Origin of the sequence: Nesiotobacter zosterae, from assembly GCF_033843645.1 — a bacterium.
In the GTDB taxonomy this organism is placed as follows: Bacteria; Pseudomonadota; Alphaproteobacteria; order Rhizobiales; family Stappiaceae; genus Pseudovibrio; species Pseudovibrio zosterae.
Map to the genome: position 1 here is coordinate 96,475 of NZ_JAWXVZ010000009.1, position 19,205 is coordinate 115,679.

The window sequence follows — 19,205 nt, forward strand, 5'->3', positions numbered from 1 at the left end:
GGCTTCAGATGAGCATTCTTGAAATCCGTGGCCTTACCGTTGAGTTTCCGGGCCGAAAGAACACCTTCGTTGCGGCGCGAGACGTCACCTTGTCCATCGATCCCGGAAAGATTTTGGGCGTGGTAGGCGAGTCCGGTGCTGGTAAATCCACCGTGGGTAACGCTGTCATCGGCCTTCTGGAAAATCCGGGCCGCATCGGTGCCGGTGAGATCTACGTTCACGGCGAACGCATTGACAACCTGCCCCAGAAGAAGATGCGTGAGCTTCGCGGCAAGCGCATCGGCATGATCTTCCAAGATCCCCTCACCTCTCTGGATCCCCTGCAGACAGTTGAGTTCCAGCTGGTGGAGACCATGCTGCAACACTTGCCGCTGTCCAAGTCGGAGGCGCAACAGCGTGCCATTGAGCTGCTGGACCAGGTGGGCATCCCAAACCCAGCGGAACGCGTGAAGCAGTATCCGCACCAGTTCTCAGGCGGCATGCGCCAGCGAGTGGTGATCGCTCTGGCACTGTGTGCAGAACCGGAAGTCGTGATCGCAGACGAGCCAACCACAGCACTCGACGTTTCCATTCAGGCGCAAATTCTCGAGCTGATGAAAAAGCTCTGCACCGAAAAGAACGTGGCCATGTTGGTAATCACGCACGACATGGGAGTGATCGCTGAAATAACCGACCACGTGGCGGTCATGTACCGGGGTAATCTGGTGGAGTATGGCGAGTCTCACCAGATACTCGGCGCGCCAACTCACGAATACACCAAAAGCCTGATTGCTGCTGTCCCGCGCCCAGATGTGAAGGTTCACCGCTTCCCGCAGGTGGATTACATTGAGGGTTCAGCGAAACCGTTCAAGCAAATCGACATTTCAACCCATTGGCTTGGTCAGTCCCGTGACTACAAGCCGGTTGATGGCGCTCTTCTCTCCGTCAAGAACATCGACATGAAGTTCCTGACAAAGAACGCCTGGATTCCGAAGAACCGGCAGTACTTCTCCGCTCTGAAGAAAGTCAGTTTTGACATCCAGCCCGGAGAAACCTTTGGTTTGGTGGGTGAATCCGGCTCGGGCAAGTCCACTGTGGCCCGCGTGATCACCGGCCTTTATCACCCCAGCGGCGGCACGGTGCATTTTGCCGGGCAAGAACTCACAAGCTTGAGCGATCGCAAGCAAGTGCTGGCCATGCGCCGCCAGATGCAGATGATCTTTCAGGACCCGTATTCCTCGCTCAACTCGCGCATGCGAGTGCGGGACATTGTGGCCGAGCCGATCAAGTTCCACAAACTGGCTTCCACGAACTCAGAGTGTTTCCGTATCGTGGACGACCTGCTGGACCACGTTGGTCTTGGGTCGGCGGCAGGCAAAAAGTACCCCCACGAGTTCTCTGGTGGTCAGCGTCAGCGCATCTCCATTGCCCGTGCACTGGCGACACGGCCGCGCTTTTTGCTCTGCGATGAACCGACCTCAGCTCTCGACGTATCCATTCAGGCGCAAATCCTTAACCTTCTAAAGGACTTGCAGGACGAACTGGGCCTGACAATGCTGTTCATCTCCCACGATCTGGCAGTAATTCGCCAGATGTGTAACCGCACCGGCGTGATGCGCTTTGGAGAGCTCTTGGAGGTTCAGGAGACAGAAGCGCTCTTCGAGACACCACAGCACGCGTACACAAAGGAACTGCTCAGCCTCATGCCGAGCATGGATATCCTCTCCCGCGACAACCTTGAAGAGGAAGTCGCCTGAGGCGAACACCACGATTAGATATCAAAGGGGCCGCAACGGCCCCTTTGTCATGTTGAGGGCTCCGAGAGCTTTTGCGCCACAATCAAGCGGCTTGGCGGCTTCACGGGATAGTTGCCCGTCTCTAAAATCTTGAAGCCCGCATTCTTCACCAGACCTTCTAGTTCAAACACACCAAGAAATCTGACATAGGGTGCCTTTCCAATCAGGCGCATCGCGGGAACAAGCACGCGAAAAAGCGGATTTCCCTCTGACAAACAAGGCGTCTTGGAGATGAAGAGGCCGCCGGGCTTGAGCAGTTTATGGCTGGCAGCAAGGCAGTGCTCCAGATTGGGCAACAGATGGAACAGGTTGAACGCCATCACAACATCAAATCGAGCCTCGCCGATCCCCTCCCCCAACGCAGAACACTGCCGGAACTCAACATTTTCAATGCCCTGCTTCGCGGCCTTCTGCGTTGCGATGGAAATCATTCCTTCTGCCAAGTCGGTCGCCGTGATGCGCTGTACATTTTCACTCAACGTCAGAGCTGTTGATCCGGTGCCGCAGCCCAACTCAAGAACCTCATGCTGTGGCTCCAGATAGGTGCGGACCCGGTCAAGGGTTTGCTCATAAGCCAATGGCTGGCGAACCGGGGCTTTGGCGTATTTTTCCGAGATATTGTCCCAGAATTTGGCTGAGGTGGTCATGGCTTTCTCCTTTGCCTCAACCGTAGCCAGCACCAACCTCAAATTGAATTGCCGAAATCCGTTGATCTGGTATACGAAACTGCATGAACTGGCAGTCGGTCGCTTTTGATTGGAACCAAGCCCGGGCTTTTCTTGTCACCGCCAAGGAAGGATCGCTGTCGGCCGCCGCCCGCGCTCTTAGCCTGACGCAGCCAACACTGGGACGACAGGTCGCCGCGCTTGAAGAAGATCTGGGCGTCGCGCTGTTTGAGCGCACCGGCCAAAAGCTATCGCTGACCCCCACTGGCCGCGAACTTCTGGAACACGTTGAGGCCATGGCCGAGGCGGCAACGCAAATCTCCTTGAAGGCGTCCGGGCAGTCGCAGGACGTGGCTGGAAAAGTTTGTATCGCCACCACGGACCTGTTTGCCGTTTATCTGCTTCCGCCTATCCTCAAAGAGCTGCGAAACCAAGCGCCGGGTGTTGAGGTGGAGGTTCAGGCCTCCAATGCCTTGGCTGACCTGCGCACCCGCGAGGCCGACATTGGCATTCGCCACGTTCGCCCCGATCATGCAACGCTGGTTGCCAAACTCCTGCGCGAAACCACAGCACATTTCTATGCCAGTCCGGAGTATCTGGAGGCCCGAGGCACGCCTCAAAGTCCCGCCGATCTGTCCGGGCACGATTTCGTCGGCTTCAGCAAGCCAGACAGGTTTCTCGGTTGGTTGAAGGACTTGGAGCTGCCAATCACGGCAGACAATGTGCGCCTGTTCTCTGAAGATGGAACCGTCGCGTGGGAAATGGTTAAACGCGGCCTCGGTATCGGTATCATGCTGAAAGATGTTGCGGAGCGCACCCCGGAGGTGGTCCAGATTTTGCCAGAGTTTCCGCCAATCCCCGTTCCAATCTGGCTGACCACGCACAGGGAACTGCATACAAGCAGGCGCATCCGTTTGGTGTTCGACCTGCTCTCCAAGATGCTCGGGCAAGTTCCAACGGCGCAAAGCCCCAAGCAGTGCGAACCGGACACCGGCAGTTGATTGCAGGAATGCACCAGTGCAACAGCGAAGCACGCGGCATTGGCAACAAGTCTTGACCCGCCATGAACAATGGTCATAACTGCGAAAATCTTACCTAAAGCATTTAAGACTGCTCTGATGACCGATAGCACTGCTTCCAATCTACAAAGCATCACCCTTGATATTTCTGGCATGAATTGCGCGGGCTGCGCCTCGAAAGTAGAGCGCGCCCTGAACCAGGCCGAAGGTGTGAACCACGCCACTGTGAATCTGGCCCTTGAAACGGCTGAGATTCATCTTGATCAGCCAATGCCGCCCCAGGCCCTGGTGAATGTAGTTGAGAAAGCGGGCTTTGGTGCCAAGAGGCGCGAAGAAGACATACGGAAAGCGCGCTTGGAGCGTGAGCGCCTTGAGGCAGAAGACCAAAAGAAAGAGCGGCGCACGTTCGTCCTGCTCGTTTTCTCCGCCCTGCTCAGCTTGCCTCTTGTCGCCCCAATGGCAGGCATGCCTTTTGGTCAGGATTGGCATCTGCCGGGCATGATCCAGCTGCTTTTGGCAACGCCAGTGCAGATCTTTGTAGGTGCCCGTTTCTATAGCGGTGCGTTCAAGTCTCTGCGCCACGGCTCTGCCAACATGGATGTGCTGGTCGCCCTCGGCACCAGCGCCGCCTTCGGCTACAGCCTCTACAAGATTTTCATGCCGGAGTTCTCCGGCAACTCCCACCTGTATTTTGAAGCTTCCGCCGTCATTCTGACACTGGTTCTGTTTGGCAAGTATCTGGAACACCGGGCAAAACGCTCCACCACGGCGGCAGTGCGCGCGCTTGCTGCCATGCGTCCAGATACGGCGCACCGCGTGGATGGCGAAACCATCACCGACGTGAACATTGCCGACTTGCGCCTTGGCGACGTCATTCTGGTGAAACCGGGGGAACGCATTGCCACCGATGGCGAAGTGCTGGAGGGCGCAAGCGCGGTCGATGAGTCCATGCTCACCGGCGAAAGCCTGCCGGTTGAAAAGAGCGCTGGCGAAATGGTAACCGGCGGCACAATCAACGGCTCTGGCGCCCTTTACGTGCGCGCTACCGCCTTGGGCGAAGAAACACGACTTGCGCAAATCATTCGCCTTGTAGAGGGTGCGCAAGCATCCAAGGCTCCCATCCAACGGCTTGTAGACCGGGTGGCCGCAATCTTCGTTCCCACCATTCTCGTCATTGCTGCAATTACACTAGGCGCTTGGCTTTACCTGACCGGAGACACTAACGCTGCCATAGGTGCCGCGGTTGCTGTTCTGGTTATCGCCTGCCCGTGCGCGCTCGGTCTGGCAACTCCCACGGCCCTCGTTGCGGGCACCGGGGCAGCGGCGCGCGCCGGTATTCTCATCCGCGATATTGAAGCTTTGGAGCGGGCGCACAAGATTGATACCGTTGTGCTGGACAAGACAGGCACGCTGACGGTTGGCCGCCCAACACTGACAAGCATTCAGGCGTTTGATCGCAACAACGAGCGTCTGCTGTTCATCGCTGCAACGCTGCAGCAGGGCAGCGAACACCCACTGGCAGGCGCGCTCATCCGCGCCGCAGAAGAACACAATATCAAGCTCGGCAAACCCCACGCAGTGAAAGCCGTGCCGGGGCAAGGCCTTGTGGCTGAGCTGGCTGGACAGCAGGTCGCCATCGGCAACAAAGCGCTGATGGATGGCCTTGGTATCTCCAGTTTGATGGCCGATGGCCTGATCAAAACCTACGAAAGCGCGGGGCAAACCGCAGTCACCGTTTCCGTTGGTGACAAGGTGGTGGGCGTTCTGGGCCTTTCCGATGCACCTCGCGAAACCGCAGCGGAAGCTGTCGCGCAGCTTAAAGCGCGCGGCATTGCAACTGTCATGCTCACTGGCGACGCTGAGCTGGCCGCCAAAGCTGTTGCGGAGCAGGTGGGCGTTGAGGATGTCCGCGCCCGCATCCAGCCAGAAGGCAAGAACGCTGTTGTCAATGAGCTGAAGGCCGCCGGAAAGTCGGTTGCCATGGTAGGTGACGGCATCAACGACGCCCCGGCCTTGGCTGCGGCGGACCTGGGCATTGCCATGGGCTCCGGCACAGATGTTGCCATGGAAGCGGCAAGCATCACGCTCATGCGCTCAGATCCCAAAATGATTGCTTCCGCCCTTGATGTTTCAAAAGCAACGCTCGCCAAAATCCGGCAGAATCTGTTTTGGGCGTTCATCTACAATGTAATCGGCATCCCACTTGCCGCCTTCGGTATGCTCTCTCCAATTATCGCCGGAGCTGCCATGGCAATGAGTTCAGTCTCGGTGGTGACGAATGCCGCTTTACTTCGTAGATGGAAGCCACAAGACGGAAATGATGCATAAACTCAGCGTTCACTGCTCTTAAGGGCGCTTTTCTTCAAAGAAGAATTGACATTTTCGAAGCAAAGGCACATCTAAGCTTTCCGATATCACTCAACTCGGAAAGAACTGTTTTTGTGTGCGAATGAATGAAGGTCGCACCGACGGCAACACTTGGTCAAAACTACACATGGCGCCGAAACAGCATAGTGATATCATGAGGATGATGGCGTAAGCTGCACAAGCCTCCATCAGGTTCGTTTCCATGATTTGGGCCGGAAGCGACGACAGGAGCTCAAGGAGAATACAAGTGCCAGGCGGAGAACAAAAAAGACGCTACCAGGATGTCGCGCAGGCGATCCGTGAGGATCTGTCAAAAGGGCGGTATGCTGTGGGCGATCGATTGCACCCCGAACGGCAAATCTCCGAGGAGTTGGGCGTTTCCCGCTCACTCGTCCGCGAAGCTATGATCATGCTGGAAATTGAAGGCCTTGTGGATGTGCGCAAGGGCTCCGGCACTTATGTACTGCGCCTGCCAAGTGACGCGCCGACCACTACGCCAGCTTCAGAAGACATTGGCCCCTTTGAGCTTTTGCAAGCGCGCCAGCTGATGGAAAGTAACATCGCTGCATTCGCTGCAACCATGGTGACCAAGAACGACATCATGAAAATGCGCAATGCGCTGGAACAGGAGCGCCGCGAGCTGGCAGATGGATCGGGTGGTGAAGAGGCAGATGAACTGTTTCACATGCTCATTGCTGAGGCCACTCAGAACTCCGCTCTCGTTGAAATGATGCGAAACCTTTGGCAGCAGCGCAAGCGGTCGCGTATGTGGGCGACCTTGCATGAGCGCATTTTCGATCATGAATATCGCAAGGAATGGCTTGAAGATCACCGGGCCATTCTGACAGCGCTGCAGATCAAGGATCCACAAGAAGCCCGCAAAGCCATGTGGCAACATCTGGAGAACGTGCGAGCGCGCCTTCTGGCCCTGTCTGATGTCGATGACCCGAGCTTTGATGCGTACTTGTTCGACCAGAACCCGCTTGCAATCAAGCCTTGAGCCGACTCACGAATTCGCTCGCTGCATGCATTCATCATGCGAACCGCGCTCCCCTGCGGCTTGTCGGAGCCCTCGCGCGCGTAACCAACGAGTTTTAAACAGTGAATTGCCCAAGGCCAACTTCGCCAGCTAACAGGTTACAGATCATCAAGCTAGCGCCGGATCTTCGTATCACGGCAACCTAAACCCTTGGTTTCGCTAGGTGTCACCTCTAAGGGCGTTTTCCGTTGCTTACCTCTATTCCTCGACTTGCCTTAGGGTATATCCTTATCTTAGTTTAGGTCTGCTGGTGTTTTCTTTTGCCGCGCAAGAAACGTTGAAACATAACCCGAATGCAGGACTTTACAGCCGCTGAGATACCTGTGACTCTTGCCACAACTTCTCGTGAGAACCTGCAATTAGAGGTAGTTCAATCCCTATGAATGAAGTTGAACTCAAACTCTCTGTGTCTAGCGAAAATCTGGCCAAGGCTCTGGCCAGAGCTGATTGCGCAGATTTCTCTGTCGAAGATGAAAAGACCAAGAAACTTGTTTCAATTTATTTCGACACACCTGACAAGCGGCTGAAAAAAGCTTCTACAACGCTTCGCATTCGCAACACCGGCAGCGGTCTTGTGCAGACGTTGAAAGTTGGCACCGGCCTGACGCGCGGACTGTCCAACACGCGCGAGTTTGAAGTCCCGACCGAGAACACCGAACCCGATCTTGCCCTGATTGAAGATGAAAGCGTCCGCGCCTCAGTGGCAGAGCTTCTGAATGGCTCGGAAATCGTTGCGCGGTTTGAAACGCGGATAGACCGCGTCGCCCGGGATTTTGTGCGGGGTCCAGCGACCGAAATCGAGGTGGCCTTTGACAATGGCAAGGCCGTGGCCAAGAGCATTGAACAAGAGATTTGCGAAATTGAGCTTGAGCTGAAGTCAGGCCCAGTTGAAGAACTCTACATTCTGGCCGGCCAGATTCTGGGCGACATTCCTTTCAACTTCTCCAAGCAGAGCAAGGCCGAGATCGGCCACGCTCTGGCCGATTGCCTTGAAGCGGATGAGGAGTTGAGCTGGTCCATCGAGGCAACGACAGCCGGGAAGATCGCCCTCGGTCAATCTGAGACCGCGGAAGACGCGCTGGTCTCGATCCTTTCCTCTTGCCTGACGCAAATCGCCGGCAACCGTGCCAGCCTCATTCAGCATGCCAATAATGACCGCATTGAGTTCACCCATCAGATGCGCGTCGGCCTGCGTCGTTTTAGGAGCGCGCTAAAAGTCTACGAATCCCTGATCGGAAGCACGGCGCTCTCTGAGATGGGAAGGGAAGCCCAACGCCTTGCCACCTACCTTGGCAATCTGCGTGATCTGGACGTGATGGCAACAGACATTATCGGGCCTTTGGACGACTTGCGCCCCGAGGGTATCGAGTTCACAGACTTGTTGAAGGCGCTGGATTCCGCGCGGGATGCCGTGCGCGAAGACGTGATCAAGCAGCTGGAGACGGAACGTGCAAACCACCTGATCCTTCAGCTTGCACGCTTCATACAAACACGCGAATGGCGTCAATCGCTGAACACGGAAATCCTTGAGGCTCTGGACATGCCAGCGAGAGAGTTTGCCAACTACGCCATTCAAAAGCGCTGGAAAGCCTGCGCCAAGCGCGCCAAGCATCTCGAAAAACTAACCATCGAAGAGCGTCACGACCTGCGTAAGGCGCTGAAGAAACTCCGCTATTGCATCGAGTTCTTCAAGAGCCTCTACGACAAAGAACAGACCGCTGTCTTCATCAAATCGCTTAAGCAACTGCAAGATGTGTTTGGCTATCTGAATGACGTTGCAATGACCGACCGTCTTGTAGCCATGGACCTGCCAGCCGCAGAAACCAAGCACCCGCTCCTACCCGCCATAGGGTTTGTCGCAGGCTGGCACAAAGCGCGGGCTGACCATGCTTGGGAAGACGCACAGGATCGCTGGAAGGAACTGAAAGAAACGCCCCGGTTCTGGCGTGACTGAAACGCTCACAAGCCCCCTAGACGGTGAGCTGAATACGCTCTGATGCCATGTAGCTTCGGCCCACCTGAATGGGAGTTCCGTCTTCCAAAACATCCACACTGTATGTAGCAATCATTGGGGATCCCGCCTCGATTTCCAAAATCGCGGCGTGCTCCTTCGAGCAATGTACCGCCGTGATTCGGGTTTCGCCTCGCCGATAATTGCCGTAGCCCATCTTCTGCATCACTTTTGTGATCGAGCGGGTCTCCAGATAATCCGCTTCGAGGGTCGGGAATTTCGCTTTCTCAAAATAGCCTGTACCAGTAATCAGAGGCACGCCGTCAGCAAGGCTCAAGGTCTGCATTTCAAATAGTACAGTTCCGATTGCGACCTGTAGTTCGGCGGCTAACAGATCATCTGCCTCCACCTCCCGAATGCCAAGAAGACGACCTGAAATGGTCTCGGCTTGATCTCTCAGATTCTCTGTAAACCTAGTTCTGGGGCCAATTTTGTAGGCTATTGGACTCTTAGCCACAAAAGTACCTCGCCCCTGATCGGAGCGCAGCAACCCTTCTTCGATCAGGACAGAAATAGCTCTGCGAACCGTGTGTCGGTTGACGGAGAACTTCTCTGCCAAAACTTGCTCAGTGGGGATGCGTGCGCCTTCACCAAGGCCGGCGCGCGTCAGCTCAATACGCAAGGTCTCGGCGATTTGCTTCCACACCGCGATGCCTGCCCGTCGCTTGACCGGGCGCCCTTCGAAATCCAACTGATCCGTCATTCGCTTGTCATGAAACATCTGTAGCTCGGATGCGAGTAAAAAATTTGTCTATACAAATAGACATATTTAAGCCGTACTGCAAACAGACACTAACCCGAAGCATAGGCCAAATCGCCCTTATCCAACGCCTCTGAGGATTCAAAATGTCGATTGACGCGCAACCGGCCCTAGCCCCGGAAATTAAGGCCCGGCAGGCAGCAATGGCTCTTCTGGCAGAAGCGCCAGAAGCCACCTTGCAGGCCACATGGGAAGCACTTGAACCCAGCCCCACCTACACCGTGCTGCGCCAGCCAGAAACTGGCTTGGTCATGGTGCGCGGTCGTGCTGGCGGCACGGGAGCTCCATTCAATCTTTGCGAAGCAACTGTCACCCGTTGCGTCGTTGCGCTGGAAAGCGGTGAGACAGGTTTCGGCCAATGTCTTGGGCGCAGCAAACGAAAGGCGCTCTACGCTGCGGTGTTCGACGCCCTGCTCCAGACCGAAAAATGGAATGCAGAGATCGAAGCTAAGCTTCTTCAGCAACTGCGCACAGCTCAACAAGAACAGGAACACCAGACCCGTAGGGAAGTTGCCGCCACCAAGGTGGACTTCTTCACCATGGTACGAGGAGATTGAGTATGACGACCCCTTCCCTCGGCCTGCAAAAAGCACCGGCACCCGGCCTGAAAAACCCGGTTCATGATGCGCAGAAAATCTTCAAAGTGGCCATGAATGCCTTGGCACGCCCCGGTTCCCTGCAAGAAATGCCGGAGCTTGGTCTGGAAGTGCCAGCACCCCTGACACAGACGGTTGCAGCACTCGCTCTCACGCTTCTGGACTACGACACCCCCGTCTATCTGGACCCGGCACTGGCTCAAGAAGTGGACGTGGTCGACTATCTTCGCTTCCATACGGGTGCTCCCATTGTCGCGCTGGCCTCTGACGCAGCCTTTGCCCTTATCAGCGATCCGAAAAAAATGACCGCCATCTCTGGCTTTGCTGTGGGCACGGACGAATACCCAGACCGTTCCACCACCCTTCTCATCGCAGTAGATGACATGACCAACACGAGCGGCGCGACGCTCTCAGGCCCCGGCATCAAGACAGAAACCGAGTTTGATGCCGTCCCATTGTCGCCAGCGTTCTGGCCACAGATGATCGCCAATCAGACGCTATATCCTCTGGGCGTGGATGTTCTTTTCGCCAGCCCGACCCACGTGGCCGGCCTGCCCCGCAGTAGCAAGATTTCCATGAAGGAGGCCCGATAGATGTATGTTGCCGTCAAAGGTGGCGAAAAGGCCATCCGCAATGCACACAAGCTCATGGAACGGGACCGCCGCGGCGATCGTTCGGTTCCAGCTCTGGAACTCAAGCAAATCGCCGAGCAGCTCTACTTGTCTGTATCCCGTGTCATGTCAGAAGGCTCCCTTTACGACGTGGAGCTGGCGGCGCTCGCCATCAAGCAGTCCCGAGGTGACTTGATCGAGGCTATCTTCCTGCTGCGCGCGTACAGAACCACACTGCCACGCTTCGGGTATTCCGAGCCGGTAGACACAGCTGCCATGCTGGTGCGCCGCCGCATCTCGGCAACCTACAAGGATTTGCCGGGCGGTCAGCTTTTGGGCCCAACCTACGACTACACCCATCGACTTCTGGACTTCAAACTGGCAGCTGATGGCGAACTGCCCGAGCCAGTGCAAGCTGAGTACGACGCCGCCGAAGAGATACCACGCGTGACGGACCTTCTGAATGCGGAAGGCATGATGGAGCCTGACCCGCAGGTGCCGTCAGATGCCGTGGTGGGCGATCTGACCCGTGAGCCCATGGAGTTCCCAGCGGACCGGGACATTCGCCTGCAGAACCTTGCACGCGGTGATGAAGGCTTCTTGCTGGCACTTGGCTACTCCACCCAGCGCGGCTTTGGTGGCTCCCACCCGTTTGCCGGTGAGATACGCTTCGGCGAGGTGGACGTGGACTTCTTTGTCGAGGAGCTTGGCTTTTCCGTTCCTCTTGGTCGCATGTCCGTGACTGAATGTCAGATGATCAATCAGTTTCAGGGCAGCACCGTCGCACCGCCACAGTTCACCCGTGGCTACGGCCTCGCACCGGGTCAGGCAGAGCGCAAGGTCATGTCCATGGCACTCGTGGACCGCGCCTTGCGCTGCCGCGAACTGGGCGAAGAAGCGGTTGCCCCGGCGCAGGATGAAGAGTTCGTGCTCTCCCACTCTGACAACGTTCAGGCCACTGGCTTCGTCGAGCACCTGAAGCTGCCACACTATGTGGACTTCCAGGCAGAGCTGGAGCTGGTACGGCGCATGCGCAAGGACTGGCAAGCAAGACAAGAAGTTGAAGCCGTACAGGCAAATGGCCCCGTCGAAGAGGCAGCACAATGACCGAGCAGACCTACGACAACTTCGCAGACCACTACAATTTTGCTTATCTGGATGAACAGACAAAGCGCATGATCCGCCGCGCAATTCTGAAAGCCATCGCCGTGCCGGGCTATCAGGTACCGTTCGCTTCCCGCGAAATGCCGATGCCATATGGCTGGGGCACCGGCGGCGTACAGGTTACTGCGGCTATCATTGGTGCCGATGACGTTCTGAAAATGATCGACCAAGGCTCTGACGACACCACCAACGCAGTGGCGCTGCGCGGTTTCTTCGTCAAGACAACCGGCGTTGAAGCAACCACAAAGACCAGTGATGCAACAATAATCCAGACCCGTCACCGCATCCCGGAAGAGCCGCTCAAGGCCAACCAGACACTGGTTTATCAGGTGCCGATCCCCGAACCCCTGCGCAAGCTGGAACCTCGTGAGACCGAAACCCGCAAGATGCATGCTCTGGAAGAGTATGGCCTCATGCACGTGAAGCTTTACGAAGACATCGCCAAATACGGCGAGATCGCCACAACCTACGCTTATCCAGTGCTGGTGAACGATCGGTACGTGATGGATCCATCACCAATCCCGAAGTTCGACAACCCCAAAATGCACGAAATGGAAGCCCTTCAGCTCTTTGGCGCGGGCCGTGAAAAGCGCATCTACGCGGTGCCGCCCCACACAAAGGTCGAGAGCCTGGACTTCGAAGACTACCCGTTCGAGATCCAGAAATTTGAGGAGCCCTGCGCATTGTGCGGTGCTGAGAATGTCTACCTCGATGAAGTCATTCTGGATGACAAGGGTGCACGCATGTTCGTGTGTTCCGACAGCGACTTCTGTGAGGACCGCCGGGAGAACGGGCACGTTGGCCACATGGCGGCAAACCCAATCACTGAGAGCGAAAACCAGGGTGCGGACGCATGATTAAGGGCCTTAGCCATATGACCTTCATCGTGTCGGATCTGGATCGGATGAGCACGCTCCTTGTTGAAGGCCTTGGGGCGACGGAGATTTATTCCAGTGGCGACAAGACCTTCTCCCACTCACGTGAGAAGTTTTTCGATCTGGGCGGGCTTTGGGTTGCAGCAATGGAAGGCGAGGCTCTGCCAAGCAGGACCTACAATCACATCGCCTTTGAGGTGAACGAAGAAGCCATCGACAGCACAAGAGCCCGGCTGGAGAAAATCGGTGTCGAAGTTCTTCCCGACCGCCCACGCATCGAAGGCGAAGGCCGCTCGCTCTACTTCTACGACTTCGACAACCACCTTTTTGAGCTGCACACAGGCACGCTAGAACAAAGGCTAAACTCCTATGCAAACCAGTGAAATGACGCAGACCACTGCAGATGCGAGTGAAGATCTGCCGCTTCTACGTGTCTCCAGCGCCACCAAGTACTATGGCGACCGTATTGGCTGTAAGGACGTAAACTTCGAGCTTTACCCCGGAGAAGTGCTTGCCATTGTTGGCGAAAGTGGCTCAGGCAAGACAACCCTTCTGAACTGCCTGTCCACCCGGCTGGCTCCGACTTCGGGCGTGATCGAGTACCGCAACCGCCAAGGCGCCATGCGAAACCTCTACCAAATGAGTGAAGCGGAACGCCGCATGCTCATGCGCACGGACTGGGGCTTTGTTCATCAGCATGCCTCAGATGGGTTGCGGATGTCTGTCTCCGCCGGTGCAAACGTTGGTGAGCGGCTGATGGCCGTTGGTGCGCGCCATTACGGCGACATTCGTTCCACCGCAATTGACTGGCTTGATCGCGTGGAAATTGCGGAAGATCGCATTGACGATGATCCGCGTGCATTCTCGGGCGGCATGCGTCAGCGGCTTCAGATTGCTCGCAATCTGGTCACCAATCCACGCCTGGTTTTCATGGATGAGCCCACTGGCGGCCTCGACGTTTCTGTTCAGGCCCGGCTGCTGGACCTTATCCGCGGTCTGGTTTCAGACCTTGGCCTTTCCGTTATCATCGTCACGCATGATCTGGCTGTGGCACGCTTGCTGTCAGATCGCACGCTGGTAATGCGCCGCGGCCATGTGATTGAAACCGGCCTGACAGATCAGGTTCTCGATGATCCGCAGGAAGCCTACACCCAGCTTCTTGTCTCCTCCATTTTGCAGCCTTGAGGTCCGCCATGAAGACGAAAATCTGCCTCTCCAACGTTGGCAAAACCTTCCGCATGCATCTGCGCGAGGGCATTGAACTGCCGGTGGTCGACAACGTCTCTTTCGCCGTAGCAGAAGGAGAATGCGTCATTCTGGGCGGCCCGTCCGGCTCCGGAAAGAGCTCCGTGCTCAAAATGATCTACGGCAATTACCGCTGCCCAAAGGGCCAAATCCTGATCACCGACGGCGAAGAAATCATCAACGTGGCACAAGCTGCCCCTCGGCGCATCATACGCCTGCGTGACAATACAATCGGCTACGTCAGCCAGTTCCTCCGGGCCATCCCACGGGTCCCCGCGTTACGGCTGGTTGCTGATCCGCTCATCGCTCAGGGCGTGTCCGAAGAAGAAGCACTTGCACAAGCGCGTGTTCTGCTCACCCGTCTGAATGTGCCAGAGCGGCTGTGGCAGCTGCCGCCCGCCACGTTCTCAGGCGGTGAACAGCAACGTGTGAACATTGCCCGCGGCTTTATCGCCCATTACCCAATCCTGCTGTTGGATGAGCCTACTGCGTCTCTGGATGCCAAGAACCGCGCCGTCGTCGTGGAACTGGTTGAAGAGAAGAAGAAGAAGGGCGTTGCAATGCTCGGCATTCTGCACGATCACGAAGCCCGTGATCAGATTGCCGACCGTATCATCGACGTCACTCAGTTCAAGGCAGCGGCCTGACCATGAGCATTCAGCCGAAGATAACCGAAACGGTCATCGACCCTTCTGTCCAACTGAGAGAAACGACCATTGGCCGGCGCTGCGAAATCTTGCAGCGCTCAACCCTCGAATACACCGAGCTGGGCGATTATTCCTACGTCGGCTCGGACTGTATGATAGCGGACACAACCATCGGCAAATTCACGGCAATCGCCGCCCATGTCCGTTTGGGGCCGCCAAATCACCCGATGCATCGCCCCAGTCAGCATCGCTTCACCTATACGCCGGAGTATTACGAGGCCGACGCAGAACGCGACCACGCATTCTTCAAGGAACGCCGTCAAGCGCGTGTCACGATTGGGAACGATGTATGGATTGGCCATGGCGTTACCGTGCTTGCCGGTGTGACGGTCGGCGATGGGGCCATCCTTGCAGCAGGAGCTCTGGTCGCAAAAGATGTCGAGCCGTATACGATCGTGGGCGGCGTCCCGGCCAAGAAGATCAAGGACCGTTTCCCACAAGAGCTTTCAAAGCGTTTACGCGCTTTGAGGTGGTGGGATCTGCCAGAGGATGTACTCTTCCACAACCTTGCCTTGTTTCAGTCCGAAGATATCGAGAAATTTGTAGAGATTTTTGGACAAATTTCAGACCGTCATTCATCAGACACAGGCGCTCAATAAAGCAGTGGGCAAACAGGGAATTGCCATGCGTTACGCAGTTTATTACTCCGCCGCCCGAACCGAACCTCTAGCCGAGCTGGGTAACACCTGGCTGGGCCGGGATCCGTTCACCAACACCCCTCTCACACAGCCGAAGATCGATGGCATCAGCGCCGCCGAACTCTGGCAGTACACGGAAACGCCCCGCCGCTACGGCTTTCACGGCACGTTGAAGCCACCCTTCGAGCTCGCCGAAGGCGTTACAGAGGACATGGTTTGCGAGCAGGTCCGCAGCTTTGCCGCACGAACCCGCCCCTTCCAGCTGGATGGCATTGCCCCAAATCGGCTCGGTGCCTTTCTTGCCCTCACCCCAACGGCCCCAAGTGAAGGGCTCAACGATCTCGCCAGCCGGGCCATTCGAGAACTCGATACACTTCGCGCGCCACTTTCCGACGCCGACATTGCCCGCAGGCGTCAGTCCGGTTTGACCCCAGAGCAAGATGCCTACATGTTGCAATGGGGCTATCCATACATCTTTGAATTCTTCCGCTTCCATCTCACCCTGACAGGCAAGATCAACGACAAGACGATTATGCCTGCGCTTCAGGCGGCAGCGGAACATCACTTCGCACCGGTACTGAACAAGCCTGTCACCATCAATCAAATCGCGCTCTATGTCGAAGAAGAGCGTGGCGGCCCATTCCGGGTTGCAGAAACATTTCGGTTTGAAGGAGCTTCCCAATGAGCGACGCGCTCACATCCCAAAGCAGCAAGAGTACTGAAGAAGCCGAATACAACGCCAACGCTCTGACATTCACGAATGCCAAGGTCGTTCTGCCTGACGAAGTAATCGACGGCTCCATTGATACCGCAAACGGCTTGATCCGGAGCATCGACAGCGGAAACGCCGCTCAAGGCCATGACTGCGAAGGCGACTACCTGATCCCGGGTCTGGTTGAGCTGCATACCGACCACTTGGAAAACCACTACAAACCGCGCCCGGGAGTCCTGTGGAATCCGATTTCAGCCGTTCAAGCTCATGACGCGCAAATTGCCTGCGCGGGCATCACAACCGTTCTCGACGCGCTGCGCGTGGGTATGGACGATGGCGCTGATTTCACCGCCCAAGACATGCGCGCCATGGCAGACGCCATTGAAACCGCACAGGCCGCCGGTCGGCTGCGAGCTGACCACTTCCTGCACCTGCGCTGCGAAGTTTCTGCAGACAACTGTGTGGAAGGCTTTAGCCTGTTTGAAGGCGACGACCGCGTTCGCCTGACCTCGTTGATGGACCACACGCCGGGCCAACGTCAGTTCACCTCCCTTGATTACTACATAAAGTACTACAAGGAGGCCAAAGGCTTCTCTGATGAACAGCTGGAAGTGTTCATTGAGCACATGACAGCGCGCGGGGAGCGCAACTCGGATAAAAACCGCCGCGAGATTGCAGCCCGCGCCACGGCAAGCGGCATTCAACTGGCCAGCCATGATGATGCCACGGTAGCTCACGTCGAAGAAGGCGTCGGGTTTGGCATCAAGGTCGCTGAATTTCCAACCACAATGGAAGCGGCCAAGGCTTCTACGGAAGCGGGAATGGCCGTTCTCATGGGCGCACCAAACGTGGTGCGCGGCAAGTCCCATTCCGGCAACATCTCTGCCAAGGAGCTGGCATCCGCTGGCTACCTGAACATCCTTTCATCCGACTATGTGCCGGTTTCCTTGCTGCACGGCGCGTTTGTTCTGGCAAAGGACATTGAGGGCATAACCCTGCCGGATGCGATCCAGAAGGTCACAAAAATTCCAGCCGAGTCCGTGAGTTTGATGGATCGAGGGGCCATCATTGAGGGTCGCCGCGCTGACCTTGTTCAGGTTCGCATGGTCGACGACATTCCAATCGTACGCGGTGTATGGCGTGAGGGTCGTCGTGTTGCCTGATCAGCGCAGATCAACACCAAGTGAAAGCAGGGCCGAGGAAAAGCTCGGCCCCGGTGGCCTGGTCATTGTTGTGGGCCCAAGCGGAGCTGGCAAGGATTCCCTCATTGACGGTTTCAAGGCGGACGCCGAAGGCCACAACGAGCTGATGTTCGTGAAGCGCCTGATTACACGGCCTGCAGAAGCTGGCAGCGAAGACCACGAAGAAGTCGGCTATTCTGAACTGGAAGCGATGATCAAGAAGGACGAAGTGGCTCTCTCATGGGCCGCACACAACCTTCTCTATGCGCTACCAAAATCGGTTGATGCCCACATTGCAGCTGGCAGTGTCGCAATCGCCAACGGCTCTCGCAGGATCATTCCATATGCTCTGCTCAAGTATGAGCATGTACTGGTGGTGCATATAACCGCTCCAGTGGAAGTGCTTGCAGAACGGTTGGCCCAGCGCGGCCGCGAAACCGCAGAGGACATCGCCAACCGTTTGAAGCGTGCCGAAATGACTTTTGGCTCGGCTCCCAATGTGGCCCGGATCGAGAACGTGGGCTCCATCGAAGAAGGTGTCCGCAAGCTTTCAGAGGCGATCAGCGCCTTCTACGCGCCGTTCAAGGGTCAGTTTCTAGAGGCCTGATCCTTGAAAGCCTCTGCGCCAAGCAGCAATGCGTGAATGTTGGCAATCAAGGCTTGTTCAAAATCAACTTTGAGGCGGGAAAATTCCGCCTCAGCCATCACCTTTTCAAGCTCGGCGCAGGGGTGGGTCACGGGCCACAGGCCGGCGACGACCGCATTGACGCTGAAGATCAGGCTCTCACACTGCGCCCGCTCAAGATGGGGCTGCGCTTTATGGAGCGCGCTGGAAGCACGAGTGATAACCTCGAGCAACACCCGCTTGAAGGCCCTGAGCCCTTCCTGACTGACGTTGTGCTCCAAAGTGGGAGCCAGTTCGGTCAGCAACAGGCACGTTCTAGAACTGCCGCAATAGCCGCGAGCGAGCAACACTGCTGTCTCCTCGGCAGACATCGGACCCGTGACCGCCTGTTCCAGCGCAACCAACATGGCATTGAGATCAGCAAGCAGCAGCTGAAGCATGATGTCTTCACGGCTTTCGAAGTAGCGATAGACATTGGACTTAACGACGCCCGCCTTCTCCGCAATGCGTTTCAGCGTAACAGCTTGCATTCCCTCTTCCTTCAGCAACTCCCCCGCTGCTGCAAGAAGGTCTTTTGTGCGCTGAGCTTTCGCCGCCGCTGTTCGAGCTCGCTTGAATTCAACCTCTGCCATGAAGCTGGAATACGCTCGCTTGCCGCCGCTGTCAATAAGTGACCCCTGTTCACCTATTGACTCCTTCGCAAGATCACGTAGCTTTAGTGAACAAGAGTCACTTATAGCCGGAGATGGAAGCCATGAAGTTGACCGTGAATGGAACCGACTATGAGGTCGATGCAGATCCAGAGATGCCCTTGCTATGGGTGCTACGCGATATCCTGAATATCAAAGGCCCCAAGTTTGGGTGCGGTGTGGCCGCCTGCGGTTCATGCACGGTCTTGATTGATGGCTTCCCCGTTCGGTCCTGCTCGCAAGCCGTGGCGGATACTGAAGGCGCGATAACCACCATCGAAGGGCTGGAGCAGAACGGCAATTTGCACCCGGTACAGGAAGCTTGGATGCGCCATGCCGTACCGCAATGCGGCTACTGCCAATCTGGTCAGATCCTGGCAGCGGTTGCCTTGCTTGATGAAACTCCCGACCCCACGGATGAGGACATCGACAACGCCATGACCAACCTGTGTCGTTGTGGAACCTACCCCATGATCAAGGCGGCGATCAAAGACGCTGCCAAAGCCCAAGGCGCGTAAGGAGGGTT

General features: G+C 56.6%; 20 protein-coding genes. 17 read left to right on the forward strand and 3 right to left on the reverse strand.

Annotation, left to right across the window (positions count from 1 at the left end):
• Nucleotides 1–8: 8 nt before the first annotated feature.
• Nucleotides 9–1,736: an ABC transporter ATP-binding protein gene (locus tag Q3Y58_RS14390; RefSeq protein WP_319622706.1), complete on the forward strand. Its 1,728-nt coding sequence runs from the start codon at nucleotides 9–11 to the stop codon at nucleotides 1,734–1,736.
• Nucleotides 1,737–1,783: 47 nt separating this feature from the next.
• On the opposite strand, the gene Q3Y58_RS14395 is transcribed toward Q3Y58_RS14390, so the two are convergent.
• On the reverse strand, nucleotides 1,784–2,422 hold the full coding sequence (locus Q3Y58_RS14395) for a class I SAM-dependent methyltransferase (protein WP_319622707.1): 639 nt from the start codon (nucleotides 2,420–2,422) through the stop codon (nucleotides 1,784–1,786).
• An 83-nt stretch (nucleotides 2,423–2,505) separates the two neighbouring features.
• Here Q3Y58_RS14395 and Q3Y58_RS14400 point away from each other — a divergent pair, with 83 nt between their 5' ends.
• From Q3Y58_RS14400 to Q3Y58_RS14415, 4 genes are all read left to right on the forward strand, one after another.
• A complete protein-coding gene (locus Q3Y58_RS14400) occupies nucleotides 2,506–3,441 on the forward strand; it encodes a LysR family transcriptional regulator (protein WP_319622708.1) in 936 nt (311 codons plus the stop codon).
• Nucleotides 3,442–3,558: 117 nt separating this feature from the next.
• Entirely contained in the window at nucleotides 3,559–5,787 is a 2,229-nt protein-coding gene (locus Q3Y58_RS14405; protein ID WP_319622709.1) for a heavy metal translocating P-type ATPase, read from the forward strand.
• Nucleotides 5,788–6,073: 286 nt separating this feature from the next.
• On the forward strand, nucleotides 6,074–6,826 hold the full coding sequence (locus Q3Y58_RS14410; RefSeq protein WP_274219946.1) for an FCD domain-containing protein: 753 nt from the start codon (nucleotides 6,074–6,076) through the stop codon (nucleotides 6,824–6,826).
• A gap of 418 nt (nucleotides 6,827–7,244) precedes the next feature.
• Nucleotides 7,245–8,819, forward strand: a complete 1,575-nt coding sequence (locus tag Q3Y58_RS14415; RefSeq protein WP_319622710.1) for a CYTH and CHAD domain-containing protein — start codon at nucleotides 7,245–7,247, stop codon at nucleotides 8,817–8,819.
• Between the two features lie 16 nt (nucleotides 8,820–8,835).
• On the opposite strand, the gene phnF is transcribed toward Q3Y58_RS14415, so the two are convergent.
• Nucleotides 8,836–9,597, reverse strand: coding sequence for a phosphonate metabolism transcriptional regulator PhnF (gene phnF / locus Q3Y58_RS14420; RefSeq protein ID WP_319622711.1), 762 nt, complete (start codon nucleotides 9,595–9,597; stop codon nucleotides 8,836–8,838).
• Between the two features lie 125 nt (nucleotides 9,598–9,722).
• Here phnF and phnG point away from each other — a divergent pair, with 125 nt between their 5' ends.
• The 11 genes from phnG to phnN are packed head-to-tail and all read left to right on the forward strand — an operon-like array spanning nucleotide 9,723 to nucleotide 17,972.
• Entirely contained in the window at nucleotides 9,723–10,193 is a 471-nt protein-coding gene (gene phnG / locus Q3Y58_RS14425; RefSeq protein WP_319622712.1) for a phosphonate C-P lyase system protein PhnG, read from the forward strand.
• Between the two features lie 2 nt (nucleotides 10,194–10,195).
• Nucleotides 10,196–10,825: a phosphonate C-P lyase system protein PhnH gene (gene phnH / locus Q3Y58_RS14430; RefSeq protein ID WP_319622713.1), complete on the forward strand. Its 630-nt coding sequence runs from the start codon at nucleotides 10,196–10,198 to the stop codon at nucleotides 10,823–10,825.
• Entirely contained in the window at nucleotides 10,826–11,950 is a 1,125-nt protein-coding gene (locus Q3Y58_RS14435; RefSeq protein ID WP_319622714.1) for a carbon-phosphorus lyase complex subunit, read from the forward strand.
• Complete coding sequence (locus tag Q3Y58_RS14440; RefSeq protein ID WP_319622715.1) at nucleotides 11,947–12,864, forward strand: alpha-D-ribose 1-methylphosphonate 5-phosphate C-P-lyase PhnJ; 918 nt, start codon at nucleotides 11,947–11,949, stop codon at nucleotides 12,862–12,864. Before Q3Y58_RS14435 ends, Q3Y58_RS14440 begins: the two co-directional genes overlap by 4 nt.
• A complete protein-coding gene (fosX, locus tag Q3Y58_RS14445) occupies nucleotides 12,861–13,265 on the forward strand; it encodes a FosX/FosE/FosI family fosfomycin resistance hydrolase (protein WP_319622716.1) in 405 nt (134 codons plus the stop codon). Before Q3Y58_RS14440 ends, fosX begins: the two co-directional genes overlap by 4 nt.
• A gap of 1 nt (nucleotide 13,266) precedes the next feature.
• Nucleotides 13,267–14,067 (forward strand): phosphonate C-P lyase system protein PhnK, encoded by an 801-nt coding sequence (gene phnK, locus Q3Y58_RS14450; RefSeq protein ID WP_274219938.1) that lies wholly within the window; start codon nucleotides 13,267–13,269, stop codon nucleotides 14,065–14,067.
• Nucleotides 14,068–14,075: 8 nt separating this feature from the next.
• A complete protein-coding gene (phnL, locus tag Q3Y58_RS14455) occupies nucleotides 14,076–14,774 on the forward strand; it encodes a phosphonate C-P lyase system protein PhnL (protein ID WP_274219937.1) in 699 nt (232 codons plus the stop codon).
• Nucleotides 14,775–14,776: 2 nt separating this feature from the next.
• Nucleotides 14,777–15,433 carry an LbetaH domain-containing protein gene (locus tag Q3Y58_RS14460; RefSeq protein ID WP_319622717.1) on the forward strand — a complete coding sequence of 219 codons (657 nt, stop codon included), beginning with the start codon at nucleotides 14,777–14,779 and terminating at the stop codon, nucleotides 15,431–15,433.
• A 25-nt stretch (nucleotides 15,434–15,458) separates the two neighbouring features.
• Entirely contained in the window at nucleotides 15,459–16,157 is a 699-nt protein-coding gene (locus Q3Y58_RS14465; protein WP_319622718.1) for a DUF1045 domain-containing protein, read from the forward strand.
• Nucleotides 16,154–17,347, forward strand: a complete 1,194-nt coding sequence (locus tag Q3Y58_RS14470; RefSeq protein ID WP_319622719.1) for an alpha-D-ribose 1-methylphosphonate 5-triphosphate diphosphatase — start codon at nucleotides 16,154–16,156, stop codon at nucleotides 17,345–17,347. Before Q3Y58_RS14465 ends, Q3Y58_RS14470 begins: the two co-directional genes overlap by 4 nt.
• Nucleotides 17,337–17,972 carry a phosphonate metabolism protein/1,5-bisphosphokinase (PRPP-forming) PhnN gene (gene phnN, locus Q3Y58_RS14475; protein WP_319622720.1) on the forward strand — a complete coding sequence of 212 codons (636 nt, stop codon included), beginning with the start codon at nucleotides 17,337–17,339 and terminating at the stop codon, nucleotides 17,970–17,972. The genes Q3Y58_RS14470 and phnN overlap by 11 nt, the downstream gene beginning before the upstream one ends.
• On the opposite strand, the gene Q3Y58_RS14480 is transcribed toward phnN, so the two are convergent.
• Entirely contained in the window at nucleotides 17,954–18,622 is a 669-nt protein-coding gene (locus Q3Y58_RS14480) for a TetR family transcriptional regulator (RefSeq protein WP_319622721.1), read from the reverse strand. The two genes, phnN and Q3Y58_RS14480, sit on opposite strands and share 19 nt — an antisense overlap.
• A gap of 122 nt (nucleotides 18,623–18,744) precedes the next feature.
• Here Q3Y58_RS14480 and Q3Y58_RS14485 point away from each other — a divergent pair, with 122 nt between their 5' ends.
• A complete protein-coding gene (locus Q3Y58_RS14485; protein WP_319622722.1) occupies nucleotides 18,745–19,197 on the forward strand; it encodes a (2Fe-2S)-binding protein in 453 nt (150 codons plus the stop codon).
• Nucleotides 19,198–19,205: the final 8 nt, after the last annotated feature.

Excerpts from the sequence above, each read along its gene's own strand:
- Q3Y58_RS14485 (WP_319622722.1), top strand. The coding sequence starts at position 18,745 with ATGAAGTTGACCGTGAATGGAACCGACTATGAGGTCGATGCAGATCCA.
- fosX (WP_319622716.1), top strand. The coding sequence starts at position 12,861 with ATGATTAAGGGCCTTAGCCATATGACCTTCATCGTGTCGGATCTGGAT.
- Q3Y58_RS14470 (WP_319622719.1), top strand. The coding sequence starts at position 16,154 with ATGAGCGACGCGCTCACATCCCAAAGCAGCAAGAGTACTGAAGAAGCC.
- phnH (WP_319622713.1), top strand. The coding sequence starts at position 10,196 with ATGACGACCCCTTCCCTCGGCCTGCAAAAAGCACCGGCACCCGGCCTG.
- Q3Y58_RS14480 (WP_319622721.1), bottom strand. The coding sequence starts at position 18,622 with ATGGCAGAGGTTGAATTCAAGCGAGCTCGAACAGCGGCGGCGAAAGCT.
- Q3Y58_RS14460 (WP_319622717.1), top strand. The coding sequence starts at position 14,777 with ATGAGCATTCAGCCGAAGATAACCGAAACGGTCATCGACCCTTCTGTC.
- Q3Y58_RS14435 (WP_319622714.1), top strand. The coding sequence starts at position 10,826 with ATGTATGTTGCCGTCAAAGGTGGCGAAAAGGCCATCCGCAATGCACAC.
- Q3Y58_RS14440 (WP_319622715.1), top strand. The coding sequence starts at position 11,947 with ATGACCGAGCAGACCTACGACAACTTCGCAGACCACTACAATTTTGCT.
- Q3Y58_RS14415 (WP_319622710.1), top strand. The coding sequence starts at position 7,245 with ATGAATGAAGTTGAACTCAAACTCTCTGTGTCTAGCGAAAATCTGGCC.
- Q3Y58_RS14390 (WP_319622706.1), top strand. The coding sequence starts at position 9 with ATGAGCATTCTTGAAATCCGTGGCCTTACCGTTGAGTTTCCGGGCCGA.
- Q3Y58_RS14400 (WP_319622708.1), top strand. The coding sequence starts at position 2,506 with ATGAACTGGCAGTCGGTCGCTTTTGATTGGAACCAAGCCCGGGCTTTT.
- phnF (WP_319622711.1), bottom strand. The coding sequence starts at position 9,597 with ATGTTTCATGACAAGCGAATGACGGATCAGTTGGATTTCGAAGGGCGC.
- phnL (WP_274219937.1), top strand. The coding sequence starts at position 14,076 with ATGAAGACGAAAATCTGCCTCTCCAACGTTGGCAAAACCTTCCGCATG.
- phnK (WP_274219938.1), top strand. The coding sequence starts at position 13,267 with ATGACGCAGACCACTGCAGATGCGAGTGAAGATCTGCCGCTTCTACGT.
- Q3Y58_RS14395 (WP_319622707.1), bottom strand. The coding sequence starts at position 2,422 with ATGACCACCTCAGCCAAATTCTGGGACAATATCTCGGAAAAATACGCC.
- Q3Y58_RS14465 (WP_319622718.1), top strand. The coding sequence starts at position 15,459 with ATGCGTTACGCAGTTTATTACTCCGCCGCCCGAACCGAACCTCTAGCC.
- phnG (WP_319622712.1), top strand. The coding sequence starts at position 9,723 with ATGTCGATTGACGCGCAACCGGCCCTAGCCCCGGAAATTAAGGCCCGG.
- Q3Y58_RS14405 (WP_319622709.1), top strand. The coding sequence starts at position 3,559 with ATGACCGATAGCACTGCTTCCAATCTACAAAGCATCACCCTTGATATT.